Here is a 15,510-nt window from a genome sequence, read left to right as displayed (position 1 = left end):
TTGGCTAGAGTGTACCGTGCCATCATTGTGCTACTCTGCGCCTGATTGCGGCGAATTATCCGCTGCCAAGCCAGGGAGCGGCCACTGATGCACAATCGCGAGCGACAGCTACGGTTTCGCCAATCCGTGATGAAGTTTGAACTTTATATAATATCGCTCTGGCTCCTATTTGTATTAATGATCGTCGTGAAAATTAATTTTCCGATTTGCTTTGATGCGGATTGTCATTATATTGGTACCAAGGTGTTGGTCAGTACCAATGTTCTTCCAATTATATCCTTTATATTGATTGCGGTCGTTGTGGTCTGCTACTTTCGATTTAAATACAGGCTGCAGTCCAATGTCGGCTTGCCAGTTATTGCGAAGAAAGTGGAGGACTTGAGTTACGAACATCTGACTTTTCTGACGACCTATATTGTCCCCCTGATTTGTTTTAATCTAGATAATATTCGTTACATCATTGCTTTGTTTATATTGCTTATTGTGATCGGGCAGATTTACGTTAAAACCGATAAATTTTACGCCAATCCTACATTGGCAATATTGGGCTTCAGGCTGTACAAGGTTGAGGTCGACGGTGTCAGCAAGGTATTGATTACGACTCACCGAATCGTCGAGTCAGACAAGATTGTTTTTTCTACAATTGACGAGAAGTTCGTATCGGGAAGGAAAGCATGAGCATTGACGCACTGAGTCTGACCGCACAAACCTTAGCAAACGACCCTCAAACTGTGGGGGTCATGTTTTTCATTTTGAAGCAGCAAAACCAGTTTGTTGCTCGGAAGGTGGAACTATCTGCCGTCGCCCAAACCGCACTTACCGCTGAAGTGAAGTTTGAACTGGGAGAGTTTTTTGAAGGCAGCTACGTATTGAGAGACCTCACCGCCGCTGACCAGCGTCAGGATGCCATTTACCGTTACAACCTTCAAAGCTATCCTCCACAGTTGGAACGGCTCATTGAGACGCTTGGCGCAGCCGTCGCGATCCCTGACTTTAATCACGCTAACGATCAGGTTGCCGACCTTAAGGCCATCGTAGTGGTACTCGGCAATGGCATCGATACCTTGGCAATCTATAAGCATCACTACCCAACAAATACCTTCCGACGGAATGGCTTCAGCTTGTTACGCGTGGGTATAGGTCAGGATCGATTCGAAAAGCTGGATCAAGATATTGTACGAATGGGTCACACGATCGACTTTATTTACGACGGTGCTGAGGTATTCGTTACCAACTTCAAAATTCTTGAAAAGTTCTTTGGTTACAAGGAAGCTATGAAAGCTGATGCGATTGTTAAGCTTGAAACACTTACCGGTCGCAATATCATTGAAGATATCTCCCTGCTAAGAGAAAGGATTAGTATCCAAGGTGACGTGACTTTTGCCAAAAAGGTGATAAGAGCAATCGCTCATTCCAGAGTGCTTGACACTGTTGGTAATGATCAGATTATTCAGTTCATTAAGCAGCATCACAGCCTCAGCAAGAAAATCAAGATTAACGACCTTGAAACTCGAATTATAATTGAGACCAAAATTTCTCAGAATTTCTTCATGAAACTTCTTAATGACGACTACCTGAGGTCTGAGCTGACCAACTTTGAATATGACGCGGATAATAAGGACTTGGTGGAGGCCCCGTAGGGGGCGTAGAGCGGTAGGAACCGACGATAGCGCGACTCGCTATTTTTTAACCAGAACTACTGCAATCAACGAGTCGCTGGGTTGTCGCTAATTTTCTATATCCATTCGACGGTCTGCTTTTGGCCGTTTCTGCCCGACGCTATCCTCGGCTGCGGGGAGTGGACTGGCTTCAGTTAGGCATCGAGGCTTTGGACGGTTATGTCTAGCCGTCAGTCTTCATTCGGATGCCGAGCTTATTGGTGTTGCACGCTTGTGTTGTTCCGGTTTCACATTTACGCTCTGCTCCGTCGCGGTCCATCCCGTGGCCGGGTGTCAGAACCTGAATTGTTCGAGGCGCATAGCGCCATAGCCAGCGATCAAGTGCTTACAGAGGCTTAGCCGCTGCTTTTCTATGGCGGTCCGTGCGGGGCAGGCTTCGGCCTGGCCGGTTCCCTCGGACGCCGGTTTCTGACCCCCGTACGGTCCGCCACCCATTTCGTGTCAGAACGGCTGGGTGAACGGCTCCTTAACTGTCCGAGGAGATAAGGAAAATGACCTGTCCCCCTTTTAAGCTCGTGCGCCACCCCGGCCAAATGGTTCAAGCAGCAAACTATCTCGGAGGATTCCGTGATGTTTGATCTTTCGCTTCTAATCGGCCTCCCCAAACCCAACAGCATCGATACGTCATCGCTTACCCCTGAAGATGCAGCGATTAAACTGCGGCAAGCTGCCACGCTTCGGCTGAATGGAGCCCAGAGTATTCTGCTTCATTTTCCGCAAGACGTTGAGCTTGCAGTAGAGCTGTTGGATGACGCCGCCGTTTTGTACGACAAGGCATTCCGAAATTTGACTGGTATTCCAGCTCAAAGCGTTCATCAACAGATCCATGAGTATGTCTCTGTCCCATCCGCTGAAGGGGCTCCCGCGATCCAAACTCCGTGGGGCGATGAGTTCGCTCCGGTAATAAAGGAGGGTGTTCGTTGCGCAGAGGCTTGGCTTGAAGGCTCATCATTACCGTTATGGTGGGCGCTGTCTCAGAACCGAAAACGTCATCGTCAAGGTGATCCACAAGAGGCATTTGAAGCAGGTTTTCTGCTGCGGTTGCAGCAGACGCTGATCATGCGACGTGAGGCCGTCACTTCCCAATCAACCCGCTTTGATGCCTGAGTCTGTAATTGACCTTTGAGATTTGCTTTTCCGGCCAAACCCTCCGATCAAGCGATCTTTGATCGCGCCGATCGGAGGGTTCACTCGTTTTTTCTCGAAGCCGCCGCGATCCACCCTCTCATTTTCAAATTTGATTAACGCCACGCTTGCTTTCACCTGTCAGTAATTTCCCGCGATTTCTATTGAGCGAGCCATTCAGTGTATGTGCGGATCTTTTCGTTGGGCATGGATGTAGGGGGGCGACAGCGGCGACGCTGGCGACAGCCCACGTAGAATGTGGCCTGGAGCATGGCGACAAAAGTGGCGACTGTCGCCACTTTCTAAGCACATTGGCCGTGACGCTTGACCGCCTTTTCGAGTGGGTATAAAAATTGGCGCACGGATCGCTGTCGTTGACAGCACCTGCCCAGGTAGCCAGAACCTTTAAGGCTACGCCACTCGCGTGGTGGTTCTTCCCCAAGTGCGATTAGCGTCCGGCGGCTCGCACGGTCACTCCCCAAGAGTGATGGATGCCTACTCGACCAATCTGCCTACTGCGGCAGACGATGGAGCTACCTCGCTGCATTGCAGCAACCTCACCTCTTGGCACACTTCGCTGCGCCAGACTTCGCCCGTCTCTTTTCCCTGGAAAGAGACGGGCGCTCGTATCACTGCTGCAATCCACGTCTTACATGGCATTGCCGCAATTCTCCTCGTGACAATCGGCGTGACAAGTCCGATTCGTCGCCATCCACAACGACACAGGCACCGGTGCCGCAGCCTATGGAAAGGCTGCACCTGACTGACAGTCAGGCATGCCCCAGGTGTCGATGTTGTTGCCTTCTCTCACCCAGGATCTCCAGGTGCTGAACTCGTCAGTCGGCGCAGCCTCCACCCGCCCGCATCTTCGGATGCGCCTAAGGAGGCTAGATTCATGGGGCATACCCTCGCTCCCGGTCGTAAGGAGCCGTTCGTTCCGCGTCAGTGAACACCTCACAGGCCGCAGGGGCCTTGATCCCTGATAACACTCAACAGCCGTGGCGGGACTACGTGAGGACAACCAGCAATGATCGAGGAGAGGGCCCATGCAGCAGTTAGATCCGAAGCTTGAACTACCACGACCACCTCGACCGTTGATTGAGTCGAATCCCGTGGCCCAGCCTTATCCGGTGCAGGCACTGGGTGGGATTCTTGGGCCTGCGGTAGAGCGAATGGCCGAGGTCATCGGCGTGCCCCAGGCACTGGCCGCGCAATCAGTGTTGGGTGCCTCGGCGCTGGCCACTCAAGGTCATGCGGGCTTACAGCTCGACGGGAGAAATTATCCCCTGTCGCTGTACCTGATCACGGTGGCCGCGTCAGGTGATCGCAAGACCGCCGCAGACCGATGTGCATTGCTGCCGGCACGGCAATGGGAGCGTGAACAGTGGCAGCGCTATCGCGAACAACTTGCCCGGTACCGTGCCGCACAGCGACAGGCGCAGCGTATCAAGCCTGGCGATCCTGAGCCCGCAAACGGAATGTCGCTCGAAGCGGAGCCCTCAGCCCCTAGACTCATCACTACGGACCCGACTATCGAGGCTCTGATCAAGGGGCTCTGTCATGACCTGCCTAGCATGGGTCTGTTCTGTGATGAGGGTGGACAATTCCTCGGCAGCAGCACCATGAGTCGGGATAACCGTTTGAAAGCGGTCACGACCTTGTCGTCACTCTGGGATGGCAGCCCGATAGATCGCGCGCGCTCCATGGTTGGTGAAAGCTTGCGAGCTTACGATCGACGCTTAAGCCTGCACCTGATGCTGCAACCGTATCTAGCCATGCAGTTACTCAGTGACCCATTGCTGCAGGGGCAAGGCATTCTCGGTCGCTGCCTCATCACCTGGCCCACCAGCCTGGCCGGACAACGCAGTTACCAGTCTGTCGACTTGTCCAAAGACCCCGCCCTAAAGCGATATCACCACCGTCTTTCGGCCCTGTTTCATCAGCCTTGGTCACTTTCCGCTGACGGTGCCTTGCGGCTATCACCGCTGACACTGAGTCCGTTAGCCCGCCGTCGCTGGATTGATTTGCATGATGCCATCGAAGCTCAGTTGGGGGAGTTTGGCGAGCTGGCCAGCGTACGGCCCAGCGGATCAAAGGCCGCCGATAACCTGCTGCGCGTCGCCGGCATTCTTGCAGTTGTGGAGGAGAGCAGCGTCGTGGAGGTCGACCATGTCCAACGGGCCTCCGCTTTAGTCGGCTACTACCTCACCGAGATCCAGCGCCTGACTGAGCAGGAGCCAGTGTGTCGGGTAAAGGAAGAGGCGGACCGGTTGCTGCGATGGCTACAGATCAAAGATTGGAAGCGTTTCAGTATTCGTGAATTGAATCGCAACGGTCCCCGCTTTGCCCGCAAGAGCAGTCGTCATGCCGCCAAGCTGCTGGTCGAGTTGATTGATCATCAGTGGTTGATCACCGATGGCCACACCTTCGAGGTGCGCCATGTTTAATCTTGATGAAGCGCTGCGCAACCATCTGGCTCAGCGTAAAAAGGAGCCCAAAGCGCGATTTGTCGCCGCTACTGTCGCCACTTTGTCGCCACGCTCAAAACCAGGCAGGACAAGGGTTGTCGCCGCTGTCGCCAGTGTCGCCACCACCCATAAAGCTATCGCCTCTACGACAGCCATTATTCAATGGCTGAAAGAGGAGGGTGCGCATCTTTACGTCACCGACAACACGCTGTGTTTTCGCCCGACTGATTGGGATCAGTTCGCGGTTGTAAGTGCGCACTGGCGAGCCCTTTTGCATGATCTCGCGACAGTCGATCAGGAACAGAAAAATGGCTCGGGTCGGTAAGCGAGCGGGGCGCAATTTCGGCTTCGGTCGCCAGCTTAGCTATGCTGGACCGCAAGCACTGAAAGACCTGTTTGGCGACGGCCATTTTGCTACCGTCAAAGCCCATAGTGATCGCTGGCAGGCGTTCGTGCATTGGTGTCGATCCGATGAAGGACCGAGGGTCAACGACGCGCGCCAGATAGACCGCGAGATCCTCATGCGGTACGCCGTCCACGTGCGGGAGCAGGTTGATCAGGGCAACGTCGGCATCGCCACCGCGCAGAACCGACTGTCCAGCGTGAACCGAACGATGGCCGCGCTGCGCGGTGATCAGTACGTCAAAATCCCGAGTCCGAGTAAGGCGCTGGGCTTGCAGCGCTCAAGCGTGCGTAGTGAGGCTCCGCAAGGCCAAGACCGTGCGCAGGTCGAGTTGATCGCGCGGGCTCTGTCAGATCGTCAGCAATCGAGGGTGAGTGCCATTGTGCTCCTCGCCCGTGAGACTGGTATGCGCCTGCGCGAAGCGATCCTGGCCGATCTGCCCCGACTGCAACGTGAGGCCAGGCAACTGGGCAAGATCAACATCCAGGATGGCACTAAAGGTGGTCGATCAGGGGCCTCGGCACCGCGCTGGATTACGGTAACGGATCAAGTTCGCGATGCCCTAGATTGGGCCAGCTCGACCTCACCCAATGGAAGTCGGAATTTGTTGACGCCCGAGGAAAGCTACAAAGACTTTATGCGGGCAGTTGTGCGACCGGCACGGGACATCCTGCATGAGCATGGATTGAAAGGTTTTCATGAGCTGCGGGCGGCTTACGCCTGTGAGCGCTATGAGCAACTAGTCGGCTTTCCTGCACCCGTTAATGGTGGTCGTGTTCATCAAGAGGATCGAGTACTCGATCAGCGAGCCCGTAAGCAGATCAGCCACGAGTTGGGACATAACCGCATCGATGTGGTGAGTGCCTACATCGGAGGCCGGTGATGACGGCCGAGTTCGACATAGCGTTGTTCCTGCGCCCCGTGCTCAAAGGTGCACATGCCACGCAGCAGCGGCACATCAGGCAAGCAGAAAGGATGCACGAGGTGATTCGTGAACGCTGGGGGTGCGCGACTCCCTGGTCCTGGAGAGAAAAGCACGTGAGATGGTTTCTGGAGCACTATTTGCGATGCTCAGCTCCGGCTACCATCTATTACTACGAGTTAACAGCAGGGTTGATCCGCCGTAGAAAGGCAAAAATCGTGGTTGCCTGATAGACCTTTAAGCGTGAGCCCCTGAGTATGGGAATGCGGAGCCTTCCCATACTCAGGGGCTTGGCTGAAAAAGCGTAGGCATACCAGAGATCTGGCAACTGTCGTCACTCCTTTCGCCCTACTACACGACACGGATCGTAGCCGGTGGCGCGTATCTTTGGATGTTCAGCGAATCGGTACGACGTTGCGATCTCTGGTTTGATTGATAGCCGATGCTGACAGGCTGCCGGTGGCCGCCTTCTGGATATGCTCACTCCACCAAGCCATCATCGGACGCCGGCGTTCGATGTAGTCCGCCCGGTTGTAGGCGCTACGAACTTCGTCCTTGTCGACATGCGCCAGTGCGACCTCGATCAGCTCCGGATCCCAGCCATGCTCATTCAAGATGGTGCTCGCCATCGAGCGCAAGCCGTGGCTGACTAGACGGTCCTGAAAGCCCATGCGCTTCAACGCCATGTTGGCGGTCTGGCTATTGGCATGGGTGCGGGGATTTCTATCTGAGGGGAACACATACTCTCTGTTACCGCTGAGTTGCTTGAGCGTCTCCAGTAACGAAAGTGCCTGATCGGTAAGAGGGATTGTGTGCGGCCGGCGCTTTTTCATGCGCTCTGGCGGAATGGTCCAAATGCGCTTGTCGAAGTCGATATCTGCCCATCGTGTGGTGGCTGCTTCGGAAGGGCGGGTCATTGTATGCAGTTGCCATTCGATTAGGCAGCGGGTGATGCGCTTGATGCTGGCGTTCGCGATTTCCATCATGAGCTCGGGAAGCTCCTCAGGTGGTAGCGCAGCCATGTTCTCTTTCTTGGGTTTCTTGAACACCGCCCGAATTCCATTGAGGGGGTTCGCGAATATCAGCCCGGAATTGACCCCGTAGGTCATGATCTCGTTGAGTCTTTGGCTCAATCGTTTCACCGTTTCGAGGCTCCCTTTAGCCTCGATTGGACGAAGGATCTTGATAACCATCGGAGCAGTGATTTGAGAGAGCGGCGTTGTTTTCATGCTTGGGAATACATGAAGCGTCAGCGATCTCCAAATGTCTTCGGCGTAGGCTTTGGTTACGGAGTCTTTCTTCAGCTCGAACCAAGCGGTGGCCACCTTCTCGAAAGTGTGTTCAGTCTCAGCAAGTTTGGCTTGCCTTACCTCATCACGCTGGGTTTTGGGATCAGTGCCCAAAGCGAGCAGCTCACGCGCCTCTGCGGCTTTCTTCCGGGCGTTGGCTAGCGAAAGGTCGGGGTAGGGACCAAGCGCCATATTGATACGGCGTCTGGTCAGGGGCTCGCGGTAATTGAAATTCCAGATCATTGAGCCGCTCGCGCGGACTCTAAGCTGTAATCCATCGCCGTCGCTGAGGACGAAATCTTTACCAGTTGCCTTGACCGCCTTGAGCTGGCGATCTGAGAGGCGGGTTGCGTTAGTAGGCATGGGGCTACCTCCAGCACCGTTTTGGTATCCTGAAAATAGCATTTGGCAGTTCGGGATACCACCTGGGATACCAAAGCGGCTGGAACTCCGAAACTCTCAAAAGCTCCCATAAGCGCTGAAACCCCCGTATTTGCTGGATTCCAGGCACAAAAAAAGACGTCCGTGGACGTCTTTAGATGATGAAGTGGTGGAGCCGGGGGGATTTGAACCCCCGTCCGCCAGTACTCCGCTGTCGGTACTACATGCGTAGCCGTTTCTATTAAGTTAACCCTCAGCGACCCGAAGGGCAGGGTGCTTTGGGCGAGTTGTGTAAGTTTTAGCCGCTTCGTCCACAACGTACTGCACGGCGATTCTGTTCTATATGACAATCACTTTGGGTTTACAGACATCCCCTGGTGATTGCTGGACCCGAAGGTACCAGAAGCTCAGGTCTAAGGCTGCTTACGCAGCGATAGCGAATTCCTGGCCGTAGTTTTCGTCATTGGCAACTATAAGTAGTTGCAACAGTGGATTTACGAGTTCTGTTACCAACTCGGCATGCACCTAAAGTTTCGCGACCGGCGTCGAATCCTAAACGGCCCCGTGCTTGTAACTCGTTGTTTCATAGTGAGTGACAAGCCTGTGCAGTGTACGCCAAACGGTCACGGAAGGCCAACCCGAAGGTTGACCCTCTCGTTTACTGGCCGCCTTTGTCGAGGTTCTGCAGGTCTTGCAGGGCCTTGGAGGTGATTTCGATGCACTTCTTGTCATCACCAGCGGCGTGGGCGGCCTTGGCTTGGGAGACGGCTGTGTCGATTTCGCCGCTTTTGCCACTGGTGTCAGTGGCGAGCAGCGCTTTACCGTTGTTGATTTTGTCCAGGTTGATCTTGCACAGGTCGGGCTCGCCAGCAGCGAAAGCAGGGGAGGCCAACATCGCAGCGGTAATGAACAAGCCAGCAAGAGCGGAACGCTTCATAGGGTATCTCCTTGCGCAAAAAAGGCTCGACGCTGCTGGCGTTCATGGGCTGCCAGCGACATCACTGATGGGCCTCGTGCGTCGAGGCCTATGCAGATGACTACGCCAGCGCGCAGGGGTTCTGTTTTTTTTGCGGGATCAATGGGCGCGGGCCTGGGTCACGCGATCCACGAGGTACACCAATCCGTGATAGTCGATGCCGCCATGCTGGCTCAGGCCGATCTCGCAGGTGCGGCTGGTGGAGATGCCTTCACTGCAGTACTGCACTGCATCCTTGAGGGAGCGCAGCGAGTGGGCGTTGAGTTCCGGCGTGGTGAAACCTTTGTCGCCGGCAAACCCGCAGCAGTGAATGCCTTCCGGGATCACCACGGTCTTGGCACAACGGCGGGCCAGGTCGATCAGCGCCTGGCTTTCTCCCAGGTGTTGGGTGCTGCAGGTGACGTGTACGGCGATCGGCGCCTCCTGCGGTGTGAAGTCGAGACGGTCCATCAGGTGCGTGCGGATGAAACGTACGGGGTCGTAAAGGTCCAGGCGCGTTTCGCCAAGGTCTTGCACCAGGCGCAGGGTGCAGGGGCTGGTGTCGCAATAGATCGGGTCCAGGCCGCCGCGGCTGGCATGGAGCAGGGCGCCGATCAGTTCCTGGCGTTTGTGTTCTGCCTGTTCGGCGTAGCCTTTGGAAGCGAAAGGCTGGCCGCAGCACAGGTTGTCCTGGTTGTCGGGAAACACGACCTGGTAACCGGCTTTTTCCAGCAGGCCCTGGGTTTTTTCGTACAACGACATCTGCTCTTTATCACCGGCCGCCGGGCCCATGGCGCGTGAGACGCAGGCCGCCAGGTAGACCACCCGTGGCCGCTCATCCGTCACCGCCGGGCTGAAGCGAATGGCTTTTTCCGGTTGTGGCATGGCGTTGGTCCACTGCGGAATCTGCCCCTTGGACAACTTGGTCATGGTGGCCGACAGCTTCGCCAGGCGAGGCGCTCCCAGCAGCATGCGTGCACCATTGGCTACATGCAGGGTAAAGCGTGCACCTTGCAGTGCCGTGGCGAAATGGGTGGCCAGCCATTCGGCGGTTTTCGTACGGTCGGCGTCACGGCTTCGCAGTTTTTTCACCAGGTCGCCGGTATTGATTCCTACCGGACAGCGTTGGGCGCATAGGCCGGTGGCGGCGCACGTGTCGATGCCCTGGTAGTGGTAGGCCGCCTCCAATTCGGTGGTGTCGACGCCGGCGCGTTTTTTCGCCTGTATATCTCGCCAGATCACGATGCGCTGGCGCGGGCTCAACGTCAGGCCTTTCGATGGGCACACCGGTTCACAGAAACCGCACTCAATGCACTTATCCACAAGCTCGTCGGCCGCAGGCAGCGGCTTGAGGTGCTTGAGGTGAATCTGCGGGTCTTGGCTGAGCACCACGTCCGGGTTGAGGATGCCGTTGGGGTCGAGCAGGCGTTTGAGTTGCCACATCAATTGATAGGCGTCGCTGCCCCATTCCAGCTCCACGAAGGGTGCCATATTGCGGCCGGTACCGTGTTCGGCTTTCAGCGAACCGCCGAACTCCACGGCCACCAATTGCGCGACGTCATCCATGAACGCTTGATAGCGTGTGACTTCATCCGCGCTGTTGAAGCCTTGGGTGAACACAAAGTGCAGATTGCCTTCCAGGGCATGTCCGAAAAGGATGGCTTCGTCGTAGTGATGCTTGTCGAACAGTTCGATCAAACGGTTCACGCCAATGGCCAGTTGCTCGACCGGGAAGGTGACGTCTTCGATGATCACCGTGGTGCCGGTTTTGCGTACGGCTCCTACGGCGGGGAAGGTGTCCTTGCGGATGGCCCACAGGCGGGCGTTTTCCACAGGGTCTTCGGTGAAGTCGACCTGTTTCTCCACCGGGAAACCGGCCAGCGACGCCATGATCAGCGCCAATTGTTCATGCAGCAATGACGGCGATGCGGCGCGGGATTCAATCAGCAGGGCGCAGGCACTTTCTGACAAGTGCTGTACGAATGCGGGCATGCCCGGTTTGTTCTGCACCGAGCGCATGCTGCGTCGGTCCAGCAGCTCGACGGCCGACACCGGTTGGGTCTTCAGGACGGTGACTGCGTTGCAGCAGGTCTCCACATCCGGAAACACGATCAACGCCGACGCCTTGTTCGGGTGGTCGATCACGGTGTCGTAGGTGACTGCGCTGATAAACCCTAGGGTTCCCTCGGAGCCCACCAATAAATGGCTGAGGATATCCAGTGGTTCATCAAAATCCACCAGGGCGTTGAGTGACAGGCCGGTGGTATTTTTCAGACGGTATTTGTGGCGGATTTTTGCTGCCAATTCAGCGTTTGCCCGCGTTTCACGGCCGAGTGTGGCCAGGCGCTCGAGCAGTGCGCCGTGCTGTTCACGAAACGCCGTAACGCTGCTTGCGTCTTCTGTATCGAGGCGGCTGCCATCGGCCAGGACCAGACGAATTCCGGCCAGGGTGTGATAGGTGTTCTGCGCCGTACCGCAGCACATGCCACTGGCGTTGTTGGCGACGATTCCGCCGATCTTGCAGGCATTGATCGACGCCGGGTCTGGGCCGATCTTGCGCCCGAATGGCGCCAGCCAGGCGTTGGCCTGTGCGCCGATGACGCCGGGTTGCAGGCGGATCTGAGTGCCTTGCCCACGAATCTCACGGCCGTTCCAATTGTCCCCCAGTACGATCAGTACCGAGTCGCTTATCGCTTGTCCGGACAGGCTGGTGCCGGCTGCGCGGAAGGTTACCGGCACACGTTCACACTGGGCCAGTTGCAGCAGCGCCACCACTTCGTCTTCCGATTCGACGCGGATCACCAGTTGTGGGATCAATCGGTAAAAACTGGCGTCGGTGCCGAATGCGAGGGTGGAAAGTGGATCGTCGAAACGTCGATCTTGTGGGATCAGCTGTGCGACGTCAGCAAGGAAAGCGGCAGGCAGACTCATTGGTCCTCCAGGATCAGCACCCCCTGGGCGCCGTATTGACACGATTGCGCAAAGCCGACGCCGAAGTTATAGCCCGGCGTCGGTTATGACCCTATTGCTACGGCTTTAGTGCACCAGCATGCCGGTAAACCAGTAAGCCTGGGCCAGGGTGATCAGCCCGACGATCGTGGCGAAGAACAGGCTGTGCTTGAGGGTGAAGCGGAACAGGTCGGATTCTTTACCCACCAGTCCGGTAGCGGCGCAGGCCACGGCGATCGATTGCGGCGAAATCATTTTGCCGGTCACGCCGCCGCTGGTGTTGGCAGCGACCAGAAGCGTGTCGTTGACGCCGATCTGGTGCGCCGTGGTGGCTTGCAACGAGCTGAACAGGGCGTTGGACGATGTGTCGGAGCCTGTCAGGAAAACCCCCAGCCAGCCTAGGAAAGGCGAGAAGAACGGGAAGGCTGCGCCGGTGCCGGCCAATACCAGCGCCATGGTCGAAGACATGCCGGAGTAATTGGTGACAAAGGCGAAGGCCAGCACCATGCCGATAGACAGGATCGGCCAACGCAACTCGTAGAACGTCTCTTTTAAAGTGGTAAGACCAATCTTGATGTTGATCTTCAGAACCAGCATCGAGATCAGTGCGGAGAAGAAAATCGCGGTACCGGTCGCTGAAATCGGGTCCAGCTTGAATATCGCTGGGATCGCAGTCGGGTTGGTCACGATGGGTGCGACCTTGACCACCATTTGATCCAGGTGCGGGATCGCGAAGTTGAATACCCAGCTGTACATCGAACCGCCTGCGGCGAACATCGCCTTGAACGGTTTGAGGGTCCAGATGGTGACCAGCACGGTGAGGATCAGGAAAGGTGACCAGGCCTTGAAGATCTGCCCCAGGCTGTAAGGTGAGGCGACGGTGCTGCGCGGCAGGCCGAAGCCGCCGGCGCTGGCGGTAATCGCTGCGTCGGAAGTGGCGCCGGCAATCTGCGCGCCCGCAGTGCGTTTGGGTTGCCAGACTTTCAGGAACAGGGTCAGAGAGATCAGGCTGGCCAGGGCCGAGGTGATGTCCGGCAGTTCCGGGCCGATGAAGTTGGACGTGAAGTACTGCGTAATGGCAAAGCTCAGGCCCGCGACCAGCGCAGCTGGCCAGGTTTCGCGAACGCCGCGCAGGCCATCCATCATGAAGACCAGCCAGAACGGCACGAACAGCGACAGCAGCGGCAGTTGGCGGCCAGTCATGGCGCCGATCTTGAATGCATCGATTCCGGTCACTTGCCCGGCAACGATGATCGGAATTCCCAGGGCGCCAAAGGCGACGGGTGCGGTGTTGGCAATCAGGCACAGGCCGGCCGCGTACAGAGGGTTGAAGCCCAGGCCTACCAGCAGTGCGGCGGTAATCGCCACGGGGGCGCCGAAACCGGCAGCACCTTCCAGGAATGCGCCGAAGCAGAAGCCGATCAACAGCACCTGCAGACGCTGGTCATCGGTGATCGACAGGACAGAGCTGCGGATGATCTCGAATTGGCCGCTCTTGACGGTGAGTTTGTAGAGAAACACCGCCGCGACAATGATCCAGGCAATAGGCCACAGGCCATAGGCAAAACCGTAACCGGCGGCGGCCAGCGCCATGTCCACTGGCATGTGGAAGGCAAAGATCGCTACCAGTATCGACAACGCCAGCGTGATGCTGCCGGCCACGTGGCCTTTGAGGCGAAACACGGCCAGAGCCAGGAAGAAGAACACGATCGGAATAACGGCGGCCAGTGCGGACAGGCCGAGGCTGCCGAGCGGGCTGTAGAGCTGTTGCCAGGTTTGCATATGGGGTGGCCCCTAATTGTTGTTGGTCAGGCACTTCATAGTCGATTTGGATAATTGGTAATACCAATTTACAATCGCCGGAGGCTAGGTTAAAAGTCTTCGGGGTATGTGTCAATTTGCCGCTTGCGAAACTTTGGTCGTAGCCCGGCAGGCGAGGTGGTTTGATCGGGTGAATCGAAGCGGTTCTGATAGGTGCTGGAAGGGCGGCGATAGGCCAGAATAGAGGGCCCGGCGAGTGGTCGGGATGGTGGAGAGTGAGTTATGGGGTTTGATCAGGTGCGTCAGCGCCGTTTGTCTGACGATATTGTCGAGCAGCTTGAGGGGATGATCCTTGAGGGCACGTTGAAGTCGGGTGAACGCTTGCCGGCCGAGCGCGCTTTGGCTGAACAGTTTGGTGTGTCGCGTCCGTCGTTGCGGGAGGCGATTCAGAAGCTGGCGGCCAAGGGCTTGTTGGTGAGCCGTCAGGGAGGGGGCAATTATGTTGCCGAGTCACTGGGCTCGACGTTCAGCGATCCGCTGCTGCATCTGCTGGAAAACAATCCTGAGGCCCAGCGTGACCTGCTGGAGTTTCGCCAGACCCTTGAAGCGTCCTGTGCTTATTACGCAGCATTGCGAGCGACTGAGGTCGACCGTGAGCGGCTGACCGCTGCATTCGAGACGTTGCAGGATTGCTATGCCCGCGTTGATGACGTGAGCCGGGTCGAGGAGGGGGCTGCGGATGCACAGTTTCACCTGGCCATTGCGGAGGCCAGCCATAACGCGGTGTTGCTGCACACCATTCGCGGCTTGTTCGACCTGCTCAAGCGTAACGTGGTGACCAATATTGGCGGCATGTATCAGCAACGTACGGAGACGCGCGACATGCTGATCAGTCAGCACCGAGAGCTGTACATGGCGATTATCGAGGGCCGGGCAGAACACGCGCGAGAAGTCTCGACACGTCACCTGGAGTACGTGCAGGAAGTGTTGGAGGAAGTACGTCAGGAGGTTCAGCGCGTGGCGCGGGCGGAGCGGCGCAAGGGGATGTAGCCGGGGGAAGTCCCGAGGCTACATCGTTACAAGGATTATTCTTCCTTGCCTTTGTTGCGCACCGCGCGATGCAGTTCGCGGTTGGAATCGCGTTCGCGCTCAGTATCACGCTTATCGTATTCCTTCTTGCCCTTGCCCAGTGCGATCTCGCACTTGACCAGGTGCTTGCTCCAATACCAGGACAGGCAGACACAGGCATAGCCTTTCTGCTGTACGGCTGCGGCGAGCTTTTCCAGTTCGCGGGCATTGAGCAATAGTTTGCGCGTGCGCACCGGGTCGGCAATCACGTGGGTGCTCGCGGTTGTCAGCGGGGTGATATGACTGCCAAGCAGCCATGCCTCGCCATCCTTGAGCAATACGTAGCTGTCGACCAGTTGCAACTTGCTGGCACGCAGACTCTTTACTTCCCAGCCGGCCAGGACCAGACCAGCCTCGAACCGATGTTCGATGAAGTAATCGTGTCGCGCTTTTTTATTTTGCGCGATGGTCCCTGTGGGGTGTTTCTTTTGTTTAGCCATAGGGGCGGCA

Annotated in this window: 13 protein-coding genes and 1 other RNA gene; 8 read left to right on the top strand and 6 right to left on the bottom strand. The window is 56.6% G+C overall.

Annotated features, from left to right (window positions below; translation table 11 throughout):
- Nucleotides 1–87: 87 nt before the first annotated feature.
- The 7 genes from kwaA (at nucleotide 88) to J1N02_RS09075 (ending at nucleotide 6,827) form a co-directional block, all read left to right on the top strand.
- Nucleotides 88–678, top strand: coding sequence for an anti-phage protein KwaA (gene kwaA, locus J1N02_RS09105; protein WP_065891127.1), 591 nt, complete (start codon nucleotides 88–90; stop codon nucleotides 676–678).
- Nucleotides 675–1,640 carry an anti-phage protein KwaB gene (gene kwaB, locus J1N02_RS09100; RefSeq protein WP_421147296.1) on the top strand — a complete coding sequence of 322 codons (966 nt, stop codon included), beginning with the start codon at nucleotides 675–677 and terminating at the stop codon, nucleotides 1,638–1,640. The genes kwaA and kwaB overlap by 4 nt, the downstream gene beginning before the upstream one ends.
- Before the next feature lie 609 nt (nucleotides 1,641–2,249).
- Nucleotides 2,250–2,786: a LasR-specific antiactivator QslA gene (locus J1N02_RS09095; protein ID WP_421147295.1), complete on the top strand. Its 537-nt coding sequence runs from the start codon at nucleotides 2,250–2,252 to the stop codon at nucleotides 2,784–2,786.
- 1,064 nt (nucleotides 2,787–3,850) lie between these two features.
- Nucleotides 3,851–5,251 carry a YfjI family protein gene (locus tag J1N02_RS09090; protein ID WP_421147294.1) on the top strand — a complete coding sequence of 467 codons (1,401 nt, stop codon included), beginning with the start codon at nucleotides 3,851–3,853 and terminating at the stop codon, nucleotides 5,249–5,251.
- Nucleotides 5,244–5,597: a hypothetical protein gene (locus J1N02_RS09085; protein WP_421147293.1), complete on the top strand. Its 354-nt coding sequence runs from the start codon at nucleotides 5,244–5,246 to the stop codon at nucleotides 5,595–5,597. The genes J1N02_RS09090 and J1N02_RS09085 overlap by 8 nt, the downstream gene beginning before the upstream one ends.
- Nucleotides 5,581–6,558 (top strand): integrase domain-containing protein, encoded by a 978-nt coding sequence (locus tag J1N02_RS09080; RefSeq protein ID WP_421147292.1) that lies wholly within the window; start codon nucleotides 5,581–5,583, stop codon nucleotides 6,556–6,558. Before J1N02_RS09085 ends, J1N02_RS09080 begins: the two co-directional genes overlap by 17 nt.
- Nucleotides 6,558–6,827 (top strand): hypothetical protein, encoded by a 270-nt coding sequence (locus J1N02_RS09075; RefSeq protein WP_186765647.1) that lies wholly within the window; start codon nucleotides 6,558–6,560, stop codon nucleotides 6,825–6,827. Before J1N02_RS09080 ends, J1N02_RS09075 begins: the two co-directional genes overlap by 1 nt.
- A gap of 165 nt (nucleotides 6,828–6,992) precedes the next feature.
- On the opposite strand, the gene J1N02_RS09070 is transcribed toward J1N02_RS09075, so the two are convergent.
- From J1N02_RS09070 to J1N02_RS09050, 5 genes are all read right to left on the bottom strand, one after another.
- On the bottom strand, nucleotides 6,993–8,249 hold the full coding sequence (locus tag J1N02_RS09070) for an integrase domain-containing protein (RefSeq protein WP_421147291.1): 1,257 nt from the start codon (nucleotides 8,247–8,249) through the stop codon (nucleotides 6,993–6,995).
- Nucleotides 8,250–8,434: 185 nt separating this feature from the next.
- Nucleotides 8,435–8,831, bottom strand: a transfer-messenger RNA (tmRNA) gene (ssrA, locus tag J1N02_RS09065).
- Nucleotides 8,832–8,925: 94 nt separating this feature from the next.
- Nucleotides 8,926–9,204, bottom strand: coding sequence for a hypothetical protein (locus J1N02_RS09060; RefSeq protein WP_027605349.1), 279 nt, complete (start codon nucleotides 9,202–9,204; stop codon nucleotides 8,926–8,928).
- Between the two features lie 138 nt (nucleotides 9,205–9,342).
- Nucleotides 9,343–12,153, bottom strand: a complete 2,811-nt coding sequence (locus tag J1N02_RS09055) for an FAD-binding and (Fe-S)-binding domain-containing protein (RefSeq protein ID WP_092358286.1) — start codon at nucleotides 12,151–12,153, stop codon at nucleotides 9,343–9,345.
- Nucleotides 12,154–12,258: 105 nt separating this feature from the next.
- Nucleotides 12,259–13,953, bottom strand: a complete 1,695-nt coding sequence (locus tag J1N02_RS09050; protein ID WP_027605351.1) for a lactate permease LctP family transporter — start codon at nucleotides 13,951–13,953, stop codon at nucleotides 12,259–12,261.
- A gap of 261 nt (nucleotides 13,954–14,214) precedes the next feature.
- Between J1N02_RS09050 and J1N02_RS09045 the strand changes: the two genes are divergently transcribed.
- Nucleotides 14,215–14,982 carry an FCD domain-containing protein gene (locus J1N02_RS09045; protein WP_027605352.1) on the top strand — a complete coding sequence of 256 codons (768 nt, stop codon included), beginning with the start codon at nucleotides 14,215–14,217 and terminating at the stop codon, nucleotides 14,980–14,982.
- A gap of 35 nt (nucleotides 14,983–15,017) precedes the next feature.
- Here J1N02_RS09045 and smpB read toward each other — a convergent pair whose 3' ends face one another.
- Nucleotides 15,018–15,500, bottom strand: coding sequence for an SsrA-binding protein SmpB (smpB, locus tag J1N02_RS09040; RefSeq protein ID WP_014719962.1), 483 nt, complete (start codon nucleotides 15,498–15,500; stop codon nucleotides 15,018–15,020).
- Nucleotides 15,501–15,510: the final 10 nt, after the last annotated feature.

This window comes from Pseudomonas sp. NFX5 (assembly GCF_049132125.1).
Classification (GTDB): Bacteria; Pseudomonadota; Gammaproteobacteria; order Pseudomonadales; family Pseudomonadaceae; genus Aquipseudomonas; species Aquipseudomonas marginalis.
Note: the sequence above shows the minus strand (reverse complement) of the source record. Positions and strands in the feature narration are given on the sequence as shown.